14 protein-coding genes are annotated in these 20,700 nt (G+C 42.5%); 6 read left to right on the top strand and 8 right to left on the bottom strand.

What is annotated here, in order from left to right; translation table 11 throughout:
* Positions 1 to 4: 4 nt before the first annotated feature.
* Positions 5 to 472, bottom strand: coding sequence for a hypothetical protein (locus WC222_07245; GenBank protein ID MFA6916175.1), 468 nt, complete (start codon positions 470 to 472; stop codon positions 5 to 7).
* Positions 473 to 749: 277 nt separating this feature from the next.
* On the opposite strand from WC222_07245, the gene WC222_07240 reads away from it, so the two are divergent.
* The 4 genes from WC222_07240 to WC222_07225 all read left to right on the top strand — a co-directional run bounded on the left by WC222_07240 (position 750) and on the right by WC222_07225 (position 6,821).
* On the top strand, positions 750 to 2,285 hold the full coding sequence (locus WC222_07240) for an Rne/Rng family ribonuclease (protein MFA6916174.1): 1,536 nt from the start codon (positions 750 to 752) through the stop codon (positions 2,283 to 2,285).
* A 2-nt stretch (positions 2,286 to 2,287) separates the two neighbouring features.
* The gene (locus tag WC222_07235; protein MFA6916173.1) at positions 2,288 to 3,295 is read left to right on the top strand and encodes a 1-acyl-sn-glycerol-3-phosphate acyltransferase; all 1,008 of its coding nucleotides are present in this window, start codon (positions 2,288 to 2,290) and stop codon (positions 3,293 to 3,295) included.
* Positions 3,292 to 6,246 carry an insulinase family protein gene (locus WC222_07230; protein ID MFA6916172.1) on the top strand — a complete coding sequence of 985 codons (2,955 nt, stop codon included), beginning with the start codon at positions 3,292 to 3,294 and terminating at the stop codon, positions 6,244 to 6,246. Before WC222_07235 ends, WC222_07230 begins: the two co-directional genes overlap by 4 nt.
* A gap of 116 nt (positions 6,247 to 6,362) precedes the next feature.
* On the top strand, positions 6,363 to 6,821 hold the full coding sequence (locus tag WC222_07225; GenBank protein ID MFA6916171.1) for a hypothetical protein: 459 nt from the start codon (positions 6,363 to 6,365) through the stop codon (positions 6,819 to 6,821).
* Between the two features lie 81 nt (positions 6,822 to 6,902).
* On the opposite strand, the gene WC222_07220 is transcribed toward WC222_07225, so the two are convergent.
* The gene (locus WC222_07220) at positions 6,903 to 8,465 is read right to left on the bottom strand and encodes an SAM-dependent methyltransferase (GenBank protein ID MFA6916170.1); all 1,563 of its coding nucleotides are present in this window, start codon (positions 8,463 to 8,465) and stop codon (positions 6,903 to 6,905) included.
* 162 nt (positions 8,466 to 8,627) lie between these two features.
* On the opposite strand from WC222_07220, the gene WC222_07215 reads away from it, so the two are divergent.
* Together WC222_07215 and WC222_07210 are read left to right on the top strand one after the other, a co-directional pair.
* Positions 8,628 to 10,868 carry a hypothetical protein gene (locus WC222_07215; GenBank protein MFA6916169.1) on the top strand — a complete coding sequence of 747 codons (2,241 nt, stop codon included), beginning with the start codon at positions 8,628 to 8,630 and terminating at the stop codon, positions 10,866 to 10,868.
* A 20-nt stretch (positions 10,869 to 10,888) separates the two neighbouring features.
* Positions 10,889 to 11,206 (top strand): hypothetical protein, encoded by a 318-nt coding sequence (locus tag WC222_07210; GenBank protein ID MFA6916168.1) that lies wholly within the window; start codon positions 10,889 to 10,891, stop codon positions 11,204 to 11,206.
* Positions 11,207 to 11,534: 328 nt separating this feature from the next.
* Here the strand turns inward: WC222_07210 and proS are convergent, their stop codons facing one another.
* Genes proS through WC222_07180 form a run of 6 tightly spaced genes read right to left on the bottom strand, consistent with a single transcriptional unit; the run spans position 11,535 to position 20,700 of the window.
* Complete coding sequence (gene proS / locus WC222_07205) at positions 11,535 to 13,052, bottom strand: proline--tRNA ligase (protein MFA6916167.1); 1,518 nt, start codon at positions 13,050 to 13,052, stop codon at positions 11,535 to 11,537.
* 14 nt (positions 13,053 to 13,066) lie between these two features.
* Complete coding sequence (locus WC222_07200) at positions 13,067 to 13,876, bottom strand: aminotransferase class IV (protein MFA6916166.1); 810 nt, start codon at positions 13,874 to 13,876, stop codon at positions 13,067 to 13,069.
* Positions 13,869 to 16,406, bottom strand: a complete 2,538-nt coding sequence (locus WC222_07195; GenBank protein ID MFA6916165.1) for a hypothetical protein — start codon at positions 16,404 to 16,406, stop codon at positions 13,869 to 13,871. The genes WC222_07200 and WC222_07195 overlap by 8 nt, the downstream gene beginning before the upstream one ends.
* Position 16,407: 1 nt before the next feature.
* The gene (locus WC222_07190; GenBank protein MFA6916164.1) at positions 16,408 to 18,639 is read right to left on the bottom strand and encodes a hypothetical protein; all 2,232 of its coding nucleotides are present in this window, start codon (positions 18,637 to 18,639) and stop codon (positions 16,408 to 16,410) included.
* A gap of 50 nt (positions 18,640 to 18,689) precedes the next feature.
* Positions 18,690 to 19,967 (bottom strand): anthranilate synthase component I family protein, encoded by a 1,278-nt coding sequence (locus WC222_07185; protein MFA6916163.1) that lies wholly within the window; start codon positions 19,965 to 19,967, stop codon positions 18,690 to 18,692.
* A gap of 7 nt (positions 19,968 to 19,974) precedes the next feature.
* On the bottom strand, positions 19,975 to 20,700 hold the full coding sequence (locus WC222_07180) for a YebC/PmpR family DNA-binding transcriptional regulator (protein ID MFA6916162.1): 726 nt from the start codon (positions 20,698 to 20,700) through the stop codon (positions 19,975 to 19,977).

Here is a 20,700-nt window from a genome sequence, read left to right as displayed (position 1 = left end):
CATGTTAACTTTTGAAATCATCCGCGCTCAACTGATCAAACGGCGATGCGCTGGATGTCTTTTTTAAAAAAGGGGCTATTTCTTGCCGACGAGGGCAGTTGCCTTCACATTCGGCGAATGCTGTAATGTTTAATAGTATGGCTTCTCGCAGTGTTTCTTGCATCGAAAAAATTCCATGCGGCACATCGCTAAGAGGGATAGCTTCGTAAAAATTAGGCAAAGAAATTTCAATTTCCAAGGATTTATTACAAACCTTACATGGCACAACTGACAGCGCTTTGATGACAAAATGCAAAATAAGTTCATGCCCCGCGACGTATGCATCGCCTTCTACGTGTACCGGGCCCTTGAATTGCAGGTCCGGTTCGTTAACTTCCAAAAAAGAAGGATCGAATTCTTCTTTTACGTGCTCGACATGACCACTTTTTAGCTGGTCTACATATATCTTAAATTGGTCTTTATTTGCTGACATCGCCATACTATATTAACAAAGTTACTCTAAATACAAGTGAACTCAAAGAAAAACACTTTGCCCTTTCAAAGCTCTGAGATTTAAGATCTTTCCTAACATACATCTATTATGCATGTTAAAGACCGTAATACCCAAGCATCTGCGGTCAAAATACCCATTTTTGAGTTCACTAGTGTATAATTTAACACTCCGACGAATAAATCGCCACGAATTTGGTGGAAAAGTTGCAGCTTTTCCCCTATGCTAAGTCCCTAATCGTTTGTAGTTGGGAGACCGCATGCAGGAAATCCTTCTTAATATAGAAAGCAAAGAAATCCGTTACGCCCATTTACGGAATGGAATCCTTGTAGATTTGATCATTGAACGGAAGAAAGAACGTCAACTCACAGGGAACATTTATCGCGGCCGCGTCACGAATATTTTGCATAACATCCAGTCAGCCTTCATCGATATTAATGAAGGGGACAATGGATTTATCCATATATCCGACATCCTCGAAAACACTAAGAAATTCGAGCAAGTCTACGATATGGATTTTGACCTAGATTACGACATTAAAGCCGTCGAACCGCAAAAGCAAAACCAAGATATCTCGCAGCTTTTGAAAATTAACCAGCCCGTATTAGTCCAAGTCGTCAAAGAACCTATCGGTACTAAAGGCGCACGCCTAACTTCTAACGTCTCTATCGCCGGCCGTTACCTCGTCCTCCTTCCCAATTCTTCCCACCGCGGAGTCTCTAGGAAAATCGAAGACCGTCAAGCACGCGAACGCCTAAAAAAGCTGATCCGCGCTTTTGAAATGCCGCAAGATATGGGACTGATCTGCCGTACCGCCAGCGGACACGCCTCACAGGAAATGCTGATCAACGAAGCCAATGATTTATTCCATACTTGGCAGCAAATCATGGATAACTTCAAGCAAGCCGACGATGCAAGGCTCCTCTACGAAGAATCCGATATCATCAAACGCGCCGTTGTCACCGCAATAGATAAACGCTTTGATCGCCTGTTAGTAGATGACTATAACACCTACCAAACTTGCAAGCGCCTCTATAGCCGCTATGCTAGCGAACACCCCCTCCGCATTGAATACTATCGCGACAAAACACCTATGTTCGAGCGTTTCAATGTAGAAAAAGAAATAGAGAAAGCTCTCCGTAGAAAAATTTGGCTTCCTAGCGGCGGCTACCTATTTTTCGATCGCACCGAAGCAATGCACACTATCGACGTCAACTCAGGCCGCAGCTCCAATGAAAATTCCGACGTGGAAGAATCCCTCGTCCGCATCAACCTTGAAGCCGCTGAAGAAATTGCACGCCAACTGCGCATCCGAAACGTAGGCGGACTCATCATCTGCGACTTTATCGACATGCGCTACCGTAAAAACCAAAGACGTGTCCTCGATAAGCTAAAAGAATGTATGAAAGACGACTCCGCTAAATGCACCATTTTAGGGATGAGCGAATTCGGATTAGCAGAAATGACCCGCCAGCGTAACCGCGGTTCCCTTCTGCAAACACTCTACACCCCCTGTCCCTACTGTACCGGCGGCGGCATGATCAAATCCCACGAAAGCGTCTCTATCGAGATTGAACGCGGTCTAAAAAAGGCTATCACAAACCATCAGTGCTTCTCATTGAAGCTTTGTGTCCACCCTGAATTAGATAAATACTTGCAAGTCATTGATAAACAACACCTTGCTAGAACCGCCGAATCGATGAACGCTTCATTGATTTTTGAGAAAGATGACTCCTTGCATCTTAACGATTATCAATTCATCTCCAATGTATCCAACAAAAAATTAGAGGTTTGATAGTGGTCAAAAGAGATTTTCAAACCACTCTCAAAGCTTATCTCGATAGCGGCAAAATATCTTTGCCGCTATTTGAGATGCTGCAAGCTTTTTCCCTCTCCTATACAACTGTACATAAAAATAGCCATAATACTTCCCAAAGCCATGATGAACTCCTCCATCTCTATCTGGATATGGTCAGCGAACAGGCCTCTAACCCCCACTCCTTCCCTACTGTCCACCAAGCCGTAAGGGAACCCTACGACTACTATAAATTCAGTATGGACTTCATGCGCCCCCTCATCGACATGAAACACTCCACAGTGCAAAGCGACACCCCTCTCAATGAGGTAGAAGATCTTCTCCAAAAGGGCGAAAATGTCATCTTCTTCGCCAACCACCAAACGGAACCGGATGCCACCTTCATCAATATCCTTCTAGAAGAAAAACATCCCAAACTCTCACAAGAACTCATCTACGTCGCAGGCCACCGCGTAACAACCGATCCTATGGCCATCCCCTTCAGCTTAGGATGCAACCTCCTAACTATCTGGTCCAAACGACATATTGATACGCCTCCAGAAAAAAAAGCGGACAAACAGAGCCACAACCAACGCTCAATGAAAGCGCTTCAAAGACTCCTCGACGAAGGCGGCAAAAGTATCTATGTTGCCCCCAGTGGCGGCAGAGATAGATCCGATGAAAATGGCCATGTCGACGTGGCCCCCTTCGATCCGGCAGCTGTGGAAATGTTCCTGCTTCTAGCACGACTAGCAAAAAAGCCCACCCACATTTTCCCTATGGCCCTGGCTACTTTCGAACTTCTGCCCCCGCCTCAAAAAATTCTGAAAGAACTAGGCGAACCACGCTACGCTAAATTTCACCCCGCACACATTTACATCGGTGCTGAAATACCCATCCCCCCCCTCTACGAAAAATTCAATAGCGGCGACCACAGAGAACAACGCGAAAAAAGAACCGCTTATATTATGGATGAAGTTAAAAATCTTTATAGAAAGGTCTACCGATGAAACATCTGCTAAAACTGTTTTTTTTTCTCTCTCTTCTCTGCACACCTAACCTTAAAGCAGAATTATCCACTTCATACAATGTCATCCAAGAAAAAGCGAACGTTCCCATACTCTCCCCCGCGCTTAAAGACCGCAAATCCCTAAAACTCCAACTCAATAACGGTTTACAAGTCCTCCTTATTTCTGACCCCAGGGCCGAACAATCCTCCGCCGCTATGGTCGTAGAAACGGGAAGCTGGGAAGAACCTAATGAACATCCCGGCCTCGCCCACTTTCTTGAACATATGCTTTTCCTAGGCACCTCCGCCTACCCCGATGAAGCCGAATACCACCAATACATCACACAGCACGGCGGCCAAAATAACGCCTTCACCATGAATGACCAAACAGCCTACCTATTCAGCGTCAACAACGACGCTCTAGACGGCGCCCTTCACCGCTTCGCCTATTTCTTTAAAGAACCTCTTTTCAATCCGTCCGGTGTCAAACGCGAACTTAACGCCATCGACCAAGAATACGCCAAAAATATCGAAAATGACGCCTTCCGCATCGACCACGTCATTAAAACCCTGACAAGGAAAGAACATCCCCAAAGCCGCTTCAATATGGGCAATAGCCTATCCTTGGCCAATACAACCCCGGCAGATCTTAAGGACTGGTTCTCAAAGTACTATAGCGCGAATATCATGAAATTAGTCGTCTACTCCTCCCTTCCCCTCGACGACATAAAAGAAATGGTGATAGATAACTTCAAAGATATCCCCAATAACAATAGACCTCCCATGAATATCCCCGGACCAATGTCCGCCGATAGCGCCTACGGCCAGGTCATCTATATCGAACCCTTCCAACATGAACGGAAACTCTATGTCCGTTGGGAACTGCCTGCAAAATTCGCCCATATGAACGAATCCCATCCCGAAAAACTCGTCTGCCATATCCTCGGTCATGAAGGAAAAACAAGCCTGCTAGCAGAACTTAAAAGGGAAAACCTAGCGACAGGCCTATCCTGCGGCTCCCTTCCTGAATCCAGAGATACCCAATTCCTTTATGTAGAAATTGAGCTTACTGAAGAAGGACTGAAAAAATATGGAATCGTCATCGAAAGACTTTTCCAAACTATCGCCCTCCTGCAAAAATCCGGCGTCCCGCAATCCATCTTTGATGAAGCTCAAAAACAAGAACTTCTCGACTACCAATTCCAATCCCAACGCGCCGCCTACAAGGAAGCAACTTACCATTCACTCCGCATCGCGGCTGAAGATCTAGAAACCTATCCTGAACGCTCTGAACTGTTAATCAAATACGACCCCCTCGCTACAAACGCCCTCTTACAACTTCTTACACCGCAAAAAAGCCAAGTCATCCTCATCGCTCCCTATTCCGAAACACGCGTAAAACTGACAGAAAAAGAACCTTGGCTCGGTGTACATTTTGCCCTTAAACCTATCACCAGAAATCAATTTGCTAAATGGGTACAAGCAACTCCCCATCAAGCCATCACCCTTCCCGATCCCAACCCTTATCTCCCTACCAACCTACTTGTCCTCCACTCTGCAGAAAATCCGATTTCTACCGGTTTCTTCCTCCAAAATAGAGGTGTACCTACCCCAAAACCTATCTTGGATAATGAATTCGGCAAAGTATATTACGCTCAAGATAACCTCTATGGCGTTCCTCTCATCGATTTTGTATTGACCATCCGCACTCCTGAAATCTCCCCGGCACACTCCCGCTCTATGGCCCTTAGCGAACTCTACGCAAAATGCCTTCAAGAATCCCTGGATGACGCATCATACAATGCAAAACTAGGAGGACTAAAATTCAGCGTAAAAGTAGCCGATAATGGTAACGGAATCAAACTGGATGTACACGGCTACAGCGACAAAGCTCCCCAGTTCTTTGACACCATCATAGGTAATTTAATTCATCCTAACTGCGATGAAGTGAAATTCAATCGCTATCGTGACCTCCTCCTACGCAGCTACGCCGACAAAGGACTCGAATCCCCCATCGAACAATCCATTGAAGCCCTGCGCAATATCCTCTTTAAGGACTACTCCACCCCTAAAGAAAAAGAAAATGCCATTAAGAAAATCACACTGAAAGATTATACCGACTTCGTGCAAAGGCTTTTCCAAACCAACTACATCGAAGGTATCATCTACGGCAACCTATCCGAATCCGATGCTCAAAAGATCGTAAAAAGACTTCAACAAGCTGTAGGGACAATCCCCTACCCTCCCACTCAACACTACCGCAAAGAAATACTGATCCTGCCTGAAAACTCCGGCCCCTACTACATCGAAGATAATATCACCGTTCAAGGTAACGCTGCCCTACTAGCTATAGAAGCCGGTAACGCAACATATAAGAACCGCGCTGCCCAGCAAATCCTGATGCAAGCCCTTTCTGAAGCCTTCTACACTGTTCTCCGCACACAGCAACAAACCGGCTACCTCGTCTTCAGCGGCGGCGAAGAACTGGAAGGACAAACTCTCGACTACTTCGGCGTGCAATCCAACACCCACGACAGCCGTGACCTCCTAGCCCGCTTCGAACAATTCCTCGAAGACTACCTTCGTGAAATCGAAACAAAACAAATCACCCCTGAGAAATACTCCATCATTCAACATGCTCTGGCCGAACAAATGGCTCAACCTCCACGCGATATGGACAGCATGACCGAACTGCTATACGAACTCGCCTTCAACTACTTCGGTGATTTCCAAAGGCCTCAACAAAGAGTGGATGCCTTCTACAAACTCAACTACACCGATTTCATCCAATACGCTAAAGAATCTCTCGGACACAGCAACAAGAAAAGAATAGGCATCCTCCTGCGAGGAGTCTTCAACGACAAAAACCCATTCCAATACGAACGTGTCCGCAGCAAAAGCGCCCTCCGCGATGAAGGTACCTTTCGCTTCAACACTAACGTGAATAACTAGAGCTGCCCCCACCATAAGGCAGTCAACTATTCATCCTTGCACTCATATGAGTGCAAGGATGAATAGTTTGTAGTTTTCTCTTATGTAAATCAAACCAAATTAATAATAGGATCTATATGTCTTTCGCACCCCCACTAACCAGTATTGTTCCTAAGGTAGGGATAAATTTTATCCTTGCGTTTTCTTCCACTGTAGCTCTCGAAGTGCTTCCAAAAGGCCGTACTAAGACAACGTTGGAAAATATTGTAGATAGAGTGTTTTTATGCACAAGTGCAATATTGGCCGGTTGTACAGCTCTTGCAATTATAGGCTCCGGAGGCGCAGGATACGCTGCCTTAGGCGTTTTTACCGCTGCCGGTATCCTTACACTAGGAAAAGATTTTAATAGTGATAACTCACTTCTCAAAAAGTGGAGCCACTATGCAAATAAGTATGAAGTTCCAATAGGAGTAGTTAGCTCAATAGTAAACGTATGCGGAGGTGCATACACCTTGATTACCTTACCATTTAAATGGACGAATTTAGGCGGTACTTTATCTGCTGCTTTTTCTTTTCTTATCTTTTCAAAAACATAATAATAAGGAGCGGATAGACATTCTTCCGTTTCATGGCCCTCGCCTAATCGAGGGCCATAGAACTATTCCTTCCTAATGTGGCTAGGCTACACCCACAGCGTCATGCATTGCTTTGGCCTTTTCGAAGCATTTGTGCGCTGCTTCTGGATTGAAAAGGGATAGATAGCACGCTGCCATATTCGTATATGTCGTGGCATTGTCCCCCGTAATCATAAGCGAACGCTGCAGAAAACCTAAAGCTTCGGCAAAATATTGCATTTCGAAAAACATCACACCCAGATTCATAATAAACTCCCCTTCCAGCGCATGGATAGGGTAGAAGTTCTCCCATACCTCATGGATAGCCGTACGCAGCTCTTCTTTCTGCTTTGGTGTTGCTGTAGGCACCTGCTCTCTAATCATTGAGTAGAAAGTATAAAGGTTCATCGGATCCCATGAACCTAGCTTCAGGATAAGCAACAGTGTATCTAGAGAAGGATTGGTCCATTCAGACTGCACTAAGGTAGCAAGGCTCCAGTAATCTTTAGGCTCAAAAGACTCCAGATATTCCTTATGTGCAACAGAAAGTTCCGGATAATCACTCGCATTGCCGCCCAACAACCCTACAAAAACTTGAAATACAGGATCTGATAAGGTCGTAACAAAGCCTTTCCCCTGCTTCTTATCAAAGAATCTAGCCAATGCATTATAATTGACGGCCATTGAAAATGCACCGTGAATGGCAAAACGTGGTTCGCCTGAATTTTTTAACTGCTCAATAGAACTATATCCCTGATCTCCGGAAATAACAAGCAGCCGACTTTGAGATAACTCCTCAAAAAACCTTATTGTTTTAAAAGCTCCTTGGGGCACTGTAAATGGAACCCCATCTAACTTATTGCTATATTCATCTATTAACGAATGGGCCTCAGGTATTCCTTCATAATTTGCTTTTTTCTCAGGACTAATAGGGAGATAGCTGAATTCAAAATGGAGTTTTTCTAAGATTTCCGTATCCTCAAAAGGATGTCCAAGTGAGCTTGTACTTTCAGGTCCTTTAATAGTGATATGTCCCTCTTCCCAATTACCTCCATGATAACGGATCAAGTCTTGCGGAATCGTATCGAAAAAGTAGTTTGCGATTAGAATAACCGGGTTTTTGACATTGGTATGATCAAGGGCCGTTTTGGCTAGTCTTAATTGCAAGGGCTCCTTCTGATCATAACTAAAATGTGCAAAATCAATGATCCCTTTCTCAATAAAGGATTTCAAGTAATTATGGTGTTCGCAAAAATCTAAATTGCTATCAACAATGTCAGTCAATACATAACGTATTGTTAAACTTTCTAAATATTGTATCCCTTTGATCAACTTGAAGAACTGCTTAAGAAAAACATAAGCAAAACGCCCCGTTCCGGCCCCTAAATCGAAAATATAAATGGGATCCGATGAACTGATGGGTTTCTTTGAATTTGGATCTAATCCGTCGCGAAGGTAGCTAACGATCAACTGGGCATATTGCTTCGCCGTATACGGGTTATTGGTCATATAGCTAGGAACTCCGCGATGAGTCCAAGCCTGAAGCCCTAATTTTGAGTATATACTGGTTTGAAGATTCCAAATATTTGATTTGTTAAGAGGTACGCTCTGCTCTAAAATTTTCATACTTCACTCCCAAGGATATAGAATTATTCTCTTGATACTCCGTTAGAGTAAAAATGTCAAAATCCATTCGTAAAAAATTTAACCAAATCAATAAAATATATTTACCAATTATTAATAAACTAGAGATATAATAAGGTAATAAGAGGATTTAAAAGAGATACTATGACTGAACCAACTGTTAACAGTTTTAGTGCTCAGGATTCAATAAATATATTAGATGCTATTGCCTCTAATAAAAAAATTGATCCCAGCAAACTGGAGAAAGTCACTCAATCCATAGTTGACTTAGTCACTACCCCCCATCCTACAATCGAAAAAAGAGACTGGGCTGCAACCCAACTTTATCTGCTTTCCCACACAGCTCAATCTACTTTAGATCAGCTGCAATCCAAAAATAGTTCAAAATTGAAACAACATAAGGAAAATCTGCAAATCATCTCCAACGCCTACGAATCCATCATCAATCAAACAACTCCTAACACCTCCGTCTCTCACATTCCTAATCCCGAAAATTGGACCGCTTCTCAAGCTGACAACTACAAAGCCGCTTTTACTATGGTCCACATCAATCAAGAATTTCAAATGACCGAACTCCCCGCTACCCTCATAGTAGAATCACATGTCGATAGCGTTATCTCAAAAAAATGCGATAAAAAATTAATCCAAGAATGCTCCTTAAATAACAAATCACACGAGCGTGCCACTCCCACTCAAGGCCTAACCGGTGTATGGCTCGCCTCACGCCCGGAAAAACAAAAGTTTAAATTCTCCGCACGCCAAGACCAAGTTACCCCTAATCTACAATCCTCTATTAGCCCATCCAACGACTTGGCAAACGTACACTACCAAGTTAAAGGAAATCAAATAACGGTAACTTCCGGAGCTGTTGACTCTGTCGATAAAGCCAAAGAACTTCTCTCCACAATCAAAGAAGCCCGTAACGGCGCACCCCCACAAACTATTCTTATGCTGGAACTTGACTCCGCATATCTCGACAGCGAAACCATCCATAACCAACACCAAGCAGCTCAGTTCCTTAACCGTCAAATCCATAATCCCGATAAAACTTCTGGTGTAGCCCACATAAATCTATGTTTGGCCGGCTACAGCCAAATGCCCGGACGTATGGAAGATAACTACAGCTACGAGCAAAACATTCCCGGACTCGTCACCATGACTTCATGGATGCCTTCTACACATAATGTTGTTATAGACCTGCGCGGCCAAATTAGAGCCGCTTCGGATAGGGCATACGAAATTCAGACGGAAATTGCTGAGATTAAAAAAAATCCCTCCACCACGGAAAGCGCTAATGAATTAAAAAAACTTACTAGCGAATTCAATAATCTCGTTGCCTTCATAAATAATACATCCCCCCTCGAAGTTTGGCTAACTTCCGGCCTCACTAACCTAAAAGAAACTTATACTAAACTCACCCTAGCTCAAGCCAGAGTTAACGACCTAAAAAAACAAAGCATCGATATCCAAACTAACCTTAAATCTGCCTCCCCCAGCGATACTGAAAAACTTAAAGCTAAACTGAAAGAAATTACCCCAGAAATATCTTTCTTCGAAAAAGAAATCTCCGACCTTAACACCCAAACTCTTAAACTCCTATCTCATACTGCTAAAATGCTTCAGGATCAAGCGACCTATCTTGAAAAAGACCCAAAAAAAGCTCTATCTCTTCTCATCCTCTCCACTCTGATAAATCAACATACCGGCTCTTCAAATAAACTTAGCCGCACTGCAGAAGTAGAACTCACTCTCCTCTTCGCAAAACTTCAAGGCGACACCACAACCCTCGCTATCAGTAGCTCCAATGGCATAGACGAAACCGGCTTCGCCAAAGCCCTACTCGAAGCGCAAGATGCCCTAATCACTCAATTAATAAACGACGGCAAGAACGAAGAAGAAGCCTATAAAACGGCTTTCGAAATCATCTCTAACATGGACACCCTCTCCACCTCTCTAGATAAACTCACCTTCCCTCTCCTCGCCAACGAGAAAGTCGTCATCTCAAATCTCAGCCAATATGAAAATGCAACCCCCTCAGACCTACCTCTTCTCATTAAAGCCCAAATAGACTCTCACGCCAACCTTAGATATGCCTGGTTCTACCAACAACACGTCGCATCCAGCCTCTTCCGCACCGCTATGCCCGCCGCTATAGAAGGCACCGGCCTTCCCGGACTAAGCTTCGGTTTCGATACCGACTCCCTCTCCCCCTATGCCTCAAACTCCCTCCTCCTATCCAGACTCCCCAGCTTCCTCATCTCTGAAGACAAAAAAGTTATACAACTCTATACTAAAGGCGGTGTCCTACACTCGCGATGGCCTACTGATGCCGGCTCCGCTCTTATTTTCCGCGACTCAAAATTACGCTTAAATAATAATAAATAAAAAAAAAGGACCCAAATCACATGTTCTTTCAATCCTCTGATGAAGAAAAACTTCAAACTAATGACAAAAAACTTAAGGAAATCGGCATACAACTAGAAAAACTCTCCGCCGATATCGACGAACTATACAACGTCCACAAATCTAACCCCGACTCCATCGATACCCACTTCGAAAATGCCGAAAACTTCTCTCAAGAAGAATGGGACCTCCTCCAACAAATGCTTCAACACAACAACAAAAAACTCGAAGCCATCGAAAACAAAGTCGTCGACCCACGCGAAACAAAAAAGAAATACTCCGAACGCGTCGTCGACCCACGCTGGCTCTTCATCCGCTAAGGGGCTCCGCCCCTTAGAACCCCGCCAAAGGGCAAAGCCCTTTGGAAACCGCCTTCATCCCTCCGGGCTCTACAACCTTGTTTTGCTCGGAATCCCCCTCCCCTCCTAACTCCATTGTAATCTCCAAATATCAAAACTTAGTTATGTTTCTTAAATTAGAATAAAAAAGATAATCCGTTTTAAGAAGAATAACTTACGAACAAGACACTTAAATTATTGAAGGGTTAAGAAGAATAACTTACGAGCAAGACACTCCCTTCGAGCCCGAAGGGAGTAAAGCGGTTTCCAAAGGGCTTTGCCCTTTGGCCGAGTCCTAGGGGCGGAGCCCCTAGTAAGATTTGGCGAGGATGATGTCGAGGGTTGCGGGTTTGCCGGTGAGGATGCAGGTGCCTGGGGAGTTGGATTGGTCGAGGGGGATGCATCGGATGGAGACTTTGAGGTCATCGAGGCAGGTTTCGGTTCCGGGTTCACCGCACCATTTGGCGCGGATGAAGCCGCCATGGATTTCGGGTTTTTCGGAATTTTTGGGTGTGAAGAATTTCTGTAGTTCCTCGAAATTTTTGATATCGGTAAAAGTGTGTTCTTGTTGGTTTTGTTTGGCTTGGTTGAAGTAGTTTTGTTGAATTTCGTCTAGGATATGGGTGACATTTTGGACGAGGTCTTGTACAGAGGAGTTATTTTTCTCTTTGTGTGGTTTATCGCGGCGAGCGATGACGACGCTATTGTTGGCGATATCGCGTGGGCCTATTTCGATACGGAGAGGAACGCCTTTTTTTATCCATTCCCAGTTTTTTTCGCCACCGCGGATGTCTCTTTTATCGACGTATACTTGGAGGGGTCTGCCGTGGTAGAGGGTTTTGCGCAGCTCGGCAGCAGTTTTTTCTGCGAAGGCGAAAACCTCTTCTTCCAGTTCTGGCTTGGGTACGAAGGGGACGATAACGATTTGTTTGGTAGCAATTCTAGGAGGTAGACGTAGGCCGTCGTCGTCGCCATGGCACATGATGACACCGCCGATCATGCGTGTTGTGACGCCCCAGGAGGTGGTGTAGCCGTATTCTACTTCCCCGTCTTTATTAGTAAATTTGATGCCTTGGGCTTTAGCAAAATTCTGGCCGAGGTAGTGGGATGTGCCGGCTTGGATGGCTTTTCTATCTTGCATCATAGCTTCGAGGCAGTATGTTGAGACAGCGCCGGGGAAACGTTCACCTGCTGATTTTTCGCCTACGATGACGGGGATAGCGAGAACGTCTTCCATGAAGGAGCGGTACATTTCGAGGATCATCAAGACTTCCTCTATAGCTTCTTTTTCTGTAGAGTGGACGGTGTGGCCTTCTTGCCAGAGAAATTCTGTTGTACGAAGGAAAATTCTTGGACGCATTTCCCAGCGTACGACGTTGGCCCATTGGTTGATGAGCAGTGGGAGGTCGCGGTAGGATTCGATCCAGCGGGAGTAGGAGTCGCCGATGATGGTTTCGGAGGTGGGGCGTACGATGAGAGGTTCTTCTAGCGGAGCTGTAGGAATGAGTTTACCATCTTTCTCTTCCAGTCTATGGTGTGTGACGACAGCACATTCTTTGGCGAAGCCTTGAACGTGTTCTGCTTCTTTTTCCAGGAAGCTGATAGGTATAAATAGAGGGAAATAGGCATTTTCGTGGCCTGTTTCTTTGATTCTGGCGTCGAGTTGTTGTTGGATATTCTCCCAGATACCGTATCCCCAGGGTTTTATCACCATGCAGCCGCGTACATGGGAGTTCTCGGCCATATTAGCGGCTTTGATAACCTGTTGGTACCATTCAGGGTAGTCTTCTTTCCTTGTAGGGCTAATTGCCGTCTTTTCTGTACTCATCGCGCCTCAATATGTTAATCGACAAATAAAATAGCTGATGAGCGATTTATCCCCAAGCAAGACAAGAGGCGCTGATGTAAAACAGGGTCTTGATTAAACATTAAGGAGTCGATGGATTGGATGGGGATGACGCCTTGAAGGGCGTTGATAGCGAATACGGAGGCTGATGCGGGTATTTCCTGCAAAGCAGCAATGGTAGAAATAGATTTAAATTCATGAGAATTAATAATTTGCGTCAACGCCGTACTCCGAAGCAGTGGTAAGTCAAAAGACGGGTAGAATAGCTTTCCTTGATGAATCCAGCAGAGAGCCGATTTAGAAGTCTCAAGGAGGGTGCCATCCCCATTACAAATAAGCATTTCATCCACATTATTTTTGAGTGCTACTTCAGCAAGCCAGATCATTTCAATGTAGGAAAGTGTTTTATATTTTGACAGGATAGGCTGTCTAGGCAGAGGGATGGAAGCCAGCTTCCATGGGTTAATAGAGTTCTTATAAGGCTCAAGAGTGGCTAATGATAAAGATGTACTATCCTTATTCTTAGAAACGATAATTTTCCCTTTCCAAACCCCTTTTTCGGCTTCATTAAGAGAGATCAGTTTGGGTAACAAAGTTTCTATATAGGCAGGCATTGATAAACTAAAAAAATCGCAATGCTCTCTTATGCGGGCGGTATGGCAGTCCCAATTTAAGACTTTTCCCTCTTCTATCCGCAGGGTTGTGAATATTCCGAAGCCGTATTGAAAACCAAGATTAAATACAGAAAGAGAGGCGTCATTTGCATTGAAAGGCTCGCCATTGATCAGGACAAATAATTCAGACACGAGCATATTCCTTAAGGATGTCTAATGTAGCACCGAAGAGAGGTTGAGAATTTAAAACGACTTCTAATCCTCCTGGAGGAAGAATCCCGTTTTGATTATAAGTCCCCTTATTCTTGACGAGTTTTCTGTCAATTTGCCATTGGGCTATTTTATCCTCTGTGCTGCAGGTACCTCTTGAAAGATAGGGAACATGAATAGTCCCTTCCCAGGTCCATTCCCCTGTCGTTGTTATAGTGGGCCGAACTTCTGATACAATAAAAAACTCCATTGCCTTTCCGGACTCCTTCGCTTTGGGGTCATCTTCATTTGAACAACGCAGGAAATGAGTGACAGTATAATTGCCATCCTCCTTTATTGTAATATTACATTTCTCTAGCCTTCGAGTTTTAAAACTCCAGACCTTAAAAATCTCATGTTTCTCTTCCTCAAAGAGAAAACTGCCAGCAAATGCACCTGTAGCTGTTGTCATAACAAATACATCTAGAAGGTCAGATGTCAAGCCGGAGATTAGTTCAGGATATTTATCCATATAGCTGGCTATTGTATGTAAATTCATAGTGAATTTTTCAGCTTGCTGAAAAATATTCGTGAAGCCGTTTGGGTCTAATAACATCTTTGAAAGTTGCAGAGGATTAGCAAAGACATAGCCGCTCATTTTGGAGTCTTTTAACATTAGGTTCAAGGAAGTATTTTCCTTCAAACAATCTATAACTGCTTTTGGATTTGCTAATAGCTCTTTTAGTTCCTCAAAAGGACGTATGCTTTCAAGAAAAGAGTGAGTGTCTGACAAAAGGCCAATCAGGATGGATTTTACGCTATGGAAGCTTGACAAGGAGTTAGCGTATGAGAGCAGTTCTATTAGGATTTTCTTATATTTCACAGGATCCAAATAGATATCCAGAGCTAGCTTCTTAGAGTCCCTCTCTTTACTTAGGAAGAAAGTTATTTCATCAATTTTTTGTATTTCTTGAAATATACTCTCTGCAGTAGCTTCTGTCTTAACATTTAGATATCTGACAATATTTTCTATAGCTGTTATTGCTTTGCGTAATCTACGTGGACTAAAATAATATTCCGTTTCCACAAATTTTGGGATGGGACCTGTTTCACGAGAGAGAAAAATAAAGCTATTTTCAAAATGCTCTAGAATTTCATTAAGTCGTCGGGGTCTTAATAGTATCAACATTTCTATCGTCAAAACTGACTCTTGGAATGTACTGCACATGTGGGCGAAAAACTCGATTAAAGACGATAAAAAAAAATCATGTTCTTCTTCTTCTAGTGCTGAAGAACTTAATCTACCTCTTCCCAAGCCCTTTTGGATTAGGTTTTCGAATAGTTGTTTAAATAATGAGTAGCTTTGTGTCCCTTCGTCCGTTTTATGAAAAGAAATACTTTCTCCATTAACGAAATATTTTTTTTTTAGAGTATCGAAAGGTGAAGAGAGTAGAAAAACCCTTTGAGCATCTTCCCACCGGACTTTCTCCAATGGCAAGTAGGATTCCTCCAAATTTGCACCATGCCAATGATAACGTCTATGGACGGGGTTGCTTAAAGAAATATAATCTTCAACGAAACATTTTACTTTTGTATTAACTTCTGAAATGCCTTCTTTGCTTAACCACCAGCTGATACGTTCAATAACAGCCTTTGCTACCAATTGGTCTTGATGGGTGAGTTCGAGGATGTATTGCCGTAGTTTATCCCTTGAAAGATTCCAGATTACAAGGAAATCTACAGCTTTTTTTAGTTTAGAAATTTTCGCAATACAGCTTGCAGGCGGTTCTTTTTTTGATTTCTTATCTTCTTTAATATTGCAGATGGAGCATTCAACGAACTTTGCCCTTTCAACTAGCGGGTAGATTAATAGATCGCTGGAACGTAAATTATTGTTAATAGTCTCAGAAAACATATAACATACGCTAGTAGATAACCCTTCAGGGGTTTTTAAAAAATAATCTTTTACGGTTTCAAGAATATGTTTTTCAACAATATCATCCACAGTACTGGGAGTCATTAACCGTGGTAGGGAAGCGTTTACATCTTTAAGCTTTTCTCTAAAAAGAGTGTGAAAACTTTTTCCTGCAAATAAAGTTCTTAAGCTTGAAACATGATTAAGTTTTGTTTTTTCATCGACGGAATCTTTTATGTGGGTATTCCAACTTTCGGTAGAACGTGTGCTATTACTAGGCAAAAACAATTCTTCAATTCTTCGGGATAAGCGTCTGTTTTTTTTCTCCGCTTGGAATTGTTGGACGTCGCTAACCCAAGACCCTTTTTGTACAAAAGGGCTGCAATCTTCTTCGCTGCTGGATGGATAAATACTTTCATATGTTTTTTTCTCTTCAGTTATTTTCCGCTCATGATTAGGAGTAGAAGCAGATTTACGCACATCTAATGATTTATAGTTTTCTATAAATGCCTCCATATTAGTTTTCATACTGGAGGAACGAGCTAATGCGCCTACCAGTCCCCGTTGATATAGAGAGGCTGCTTCATCGGCACCGAGAGAAACTTTTGTTACGCTCATTCTATCCTCTAATCTTCATTTTATCTTGTCCTCTTGGAATATTGGGCTCTAGCAGACCGCTATCCAATCTCCATTTAATAAAGCTAGAAGCTTTGTCAATGTCTAATATTTGCGATGGCTTTACCTGTAGATGACCTATCCATGCCATTTCACCTTTAGAGTTTTGTGTATTGGATAAATTCCACGTGCTTTTCAGTGCGTAGGGAACAGTATTGCTGCGGAAGTTGATCTTATGTTTAACATTTAGAGTATTTTTTTTAACCTTAATCTTCACTTGAGATGAGCGTTGGGCGGTAAAGCTCCAGTCTTTTAGCATCTCTGTGTTAATGTTGTAATAATAGCCCTCTCCAATAAATCGGCCTGCTTTAGAACACATCAGGATGAGATCAAAAAACGAAACAGCGAAAGCAGTTAAAGACTTTATTTCCTGATCGGAAAAAATATTAAGCTTTTCTAGTAATGCAAGGAGATTGTGTGATTTCTCTGCGAGAGGCAGGGAACTCTCTTCATTTGATAATATTCTCTGAAGGTAAACAGGCTCATCATAAAATGTTCCGCTGAGAGTTGTTTTATTAAGAACTTTTTTCCAAATATCATTGCTAATAAGTAATTTAACCAACGATCCTTCATCTTTGCTCCCTAATTTATCGAGATTTTCAGCATGAAAATGAGTTAGTGATATCCCTTTTCCTCCTAGCTTAGTTTTTTTTGCGACTTCAGGCAGGCTCTCCTCATTCAATACCATAAATCTTTCTTGTAACCTTATTTTATCCACCAATACCCTTTTCAATTCTTTAGGATGCGTCATCCAGACTCTTAGCATTTCAAAAAAACCACTTACAGGAGGGTGTACTCTCTCCCCAAATTGGCTATGAAGTTGGTATTCATGGTACAAATTTTTCAAAGCCTTGTTTGATAGCAAAAACAACAAGCTTGTAGATAATCTTTGAGGATGTAACTCCGTGAATATTTCAGCTATATACTCTGATACAAATTCCACCGTCAGGGAGGGCGTGAAAGCATTAGAATAGAATCCGTTTTCTATTAATGTCACGGCCAATTTCTTAATCCACTCTTTAGTAAGCTGGATATCTTCGAGCTTCTCATCCATTTCAAAACCTACACCTTTACCATTGATGCAGAATATCTCATTCAATACCTTCAGCTGTTCAGGCTTACCGCGCAAATAAAATACGCGTTTGAAGCAGTCTTCCCAGAGGGCTTTATCATAAGGTGTGTAAGTGGGACGGACTTTATCCTTTTGCCAAACAAGCGTGCCTTTTTTGAATAACTCTGTTTTTTGCAAACCTTTAAATAATTCACTTACAACCGATTCCACTAATTTATGGGGGGATTTACTCCATTCTTTTAATTTTTCGTAGAGCTTTTTTGCTGCATCCGGATTTTCATGAAAAACGTTCACTAGAAATTTTTTATGTTCTTTTACACCCTTTATTTTTTTTAATTGATCCATGAGATGAGAAATAGTTTTTACATCTTTAAGAGTTAGGATGATCGTATGTAATTCTTTCACGCTCTTAGAACTTTGCGACTGGTCTATGAAGGATAAAAGCGTATGTAAACGTTCCAACCTTTGTTTATAGGGAAAAAATAAAGTCGCATCCCCCATTAACTTTTCAATGACAGCATCGACTACAGAATTCCTAGATCTGGGGCTAATTTGAGCCGACCAAGTACGTGGGGATACTACAGCGTCATTTTCGCTTATTCTTGTTTGAATCTCGTTAAAAACCATCTCTGCGATACGTGTACGGATAATTTTTTCAGAATAAGGGATTAATTCTTCGTTAAAAAGATCTGTCAACAGCTTGTGATAGACCAACTCATCAGTTGACGGCTTACGTGCTTTATGAGAATGCTCCACTGAAAGCCTGACTTTTCCTTCAGAACGAGGAGTTAAATTGGAGGACCAGAATTCTTCGGGATTTTTATTTCCTCTAATAATACTCATTCTAGGTAAGGAAGCTGAACGTTTGATAATGGAAATCAAAAAGGTACTTGAAGAATTACAAGCTGTGATATCGCTTGTTGTGCGATACTCACGAAAATTAGGTTTGGAATTACTGGGCGCTAGCGATTCACAGGAAGCATCATACCCGCACGAGGACACATCTAAGGAATTATTAGAAAGTTCATTAATAATTGTTTCGGGTTCGCTATCCCATATCCTCACGTGAGGCAACCCTTCTAAACTACTGCTTAAGCTACTCATAACATTCCTTTGTTATTCTCGAGCAAGCGAGTAGTTTATTTACTTGTCGCTCAAGGTGGGTTAATGAGTTTCAAAAACTTTAAGAAAGATCTTCCCTTATGCAGCGTTTCGCAATATTCGTTGTTTATTTCAGAATCTATCGTTATTCCACCGCCGAGTCTTAACTTAGATTTTATACCTTTGATTTCAACAGTCCTAATGGCCACATTCAAATCAAATCCGTTTGAAAAATCGATATATCCAATGGAACCGGTATAAATTCCTCTAGTAGACTTTTCCAGTATATTTATCAACTCCATTGCTTTTCCTTTAGGACAGCCCGTGATAGATCCCGCAGGAAAACAAGAATAGATGACTTCCCAAAAATTTTTAGTTTTATCCACACTTCCTTGAATAATCGAATTTAAATGAAAAACATTATTATAGGATTCACAATGCTTTACTTTGGGGACCTGGATAGATCCCGGTAAGCAGACGCGGCCGAGATCATTGCGCATGAGATCCGTAATCATCAGTAATTCAGCATTTTCCTTTTCAGAGGTAAGCAAGTATTGCTTATTCAACATATCTTCTTCAGGGTCAGCACTCCTTGCTGAGGTTCCTTTAATGGGATAGGAAGAAAGGACTCCCTTCTCCAACTTTAGAAATCTCTCAGGAGAAAGCGAAGCAATAGATCGTTTCTCAAAGTGGAGATAAGCGGAAAATGGAGATGGGTTGTCAAGAAATAGCTGACAATACATTTGAAATGGATCCGAGTAATTTATCCATTCCACACAATGCGATAAGTTCACTTGATAGACCTGTCCATCCCTTATCCAATCTAGAATATGTTTCAGCAGCTCTGAATATTCCTCGATACCAGTAAGGGGGTAATTTAACTTGATCTGCGGAGTGGATAAAGATAATGAAGAATAGTCTCCATTAAGAAAAGGTGCGATACGGGTTTGTTCAGATATCGATAGTTTATCCTGATATCTTACCTCCACTGTTCCAGTCTGATGATGGATAACAATAATGACTGCGCAAAAGATAAAGGCGGCTAAATCCTCGCCCTGGCTCTTATACCTGCATAGCATTTTAGGAACAGACCAATGGCCCATCTCATAACTTAAATAGCCAAACCAAAATCCATTTTGAACTTTTTCAGAAAGGATTTCCCAGGGATCTTTGACAGGTTCAGCGGGAATGGAAACGATTTTCCTTGGAAAAAGACCGATGAAGGAGCGCTCTGAGGTGGAAAAATCCCCCCCTGAAAGTAATAGAGCAGCTCCTTCATCTTTTGAAAAATTTGAAACAAAAGCTAATATTTGTTCTTTCGTAGGCAGCAATGATAAACTAATCCGGTGCTTTCATATTGTGATAAACGACGTCCACATCTTCGATACCTTCCAACCACTCAATGAGGGCAAGGTTGGATTGCATAGTTTCTTCGTCGCATTCCACTTCAGCTTTAGGCCACATCTCAAGTTCGCATTCCGGAGTGACGTACCCTTTGGTATTTAAAGCATCTTTCACACTATACAACAAAGAGGGGTCTGTAGTTACAACAAAAACTTCTTCTTCCGCTTCAAAATCATCTGCACCAGCTTCTGTAGCTGCCATGAAAAGATCATCTTCATTGACCTCATGTTTTTTGACTTGGATGACCCCTTTGCGATCGAAATTGAATGCGACAGAGCCTGGAGTCGCAATAGAACCGCCCCTTTTATTCGTAGCAATGCGCATTTCAGAAGCAAAGCGGTTTCTGTTGTCAGTCATGCCTTCAGCGATGATCCCTACGCCACCGTATCCATAAAGCTCATACGTTACTTCCACAAAATCTGCTTGATCAGTGCTTGCGGCTTTTTTGATGTTGCGATCGATAATATCATTGGGAACGTTAGCTTCTCGAGCCTTAATGATGGCAGCTCTTAAACGGGGATTTCCTTTTGGATCAGGGCCCCCGCCCACCTTTACAGCGCTGATAATTTCTTTTGCGATGCGGGAATAGATCTTCCCTTTCTTTGCGTCCGAGCGCTCTTTGCGGTGCTTAATATTTGCCCATTTGCTGTGTCCGGCCAT

This window comes from Parachlamydiales bacterium, from assembly GCA_041671045.1.
Taxonomy (GTDB): domain Bacteria; phylum Chlamydiota; class Chlamydiia; order Chlamydiales; family JABDDJ01; genus JABDDJ01.
The sequence above is the reverse complement of the archived record's forward strand: the minus strand, read 5'-3'. Positions and strand labels throughout refer to the sequence as shown.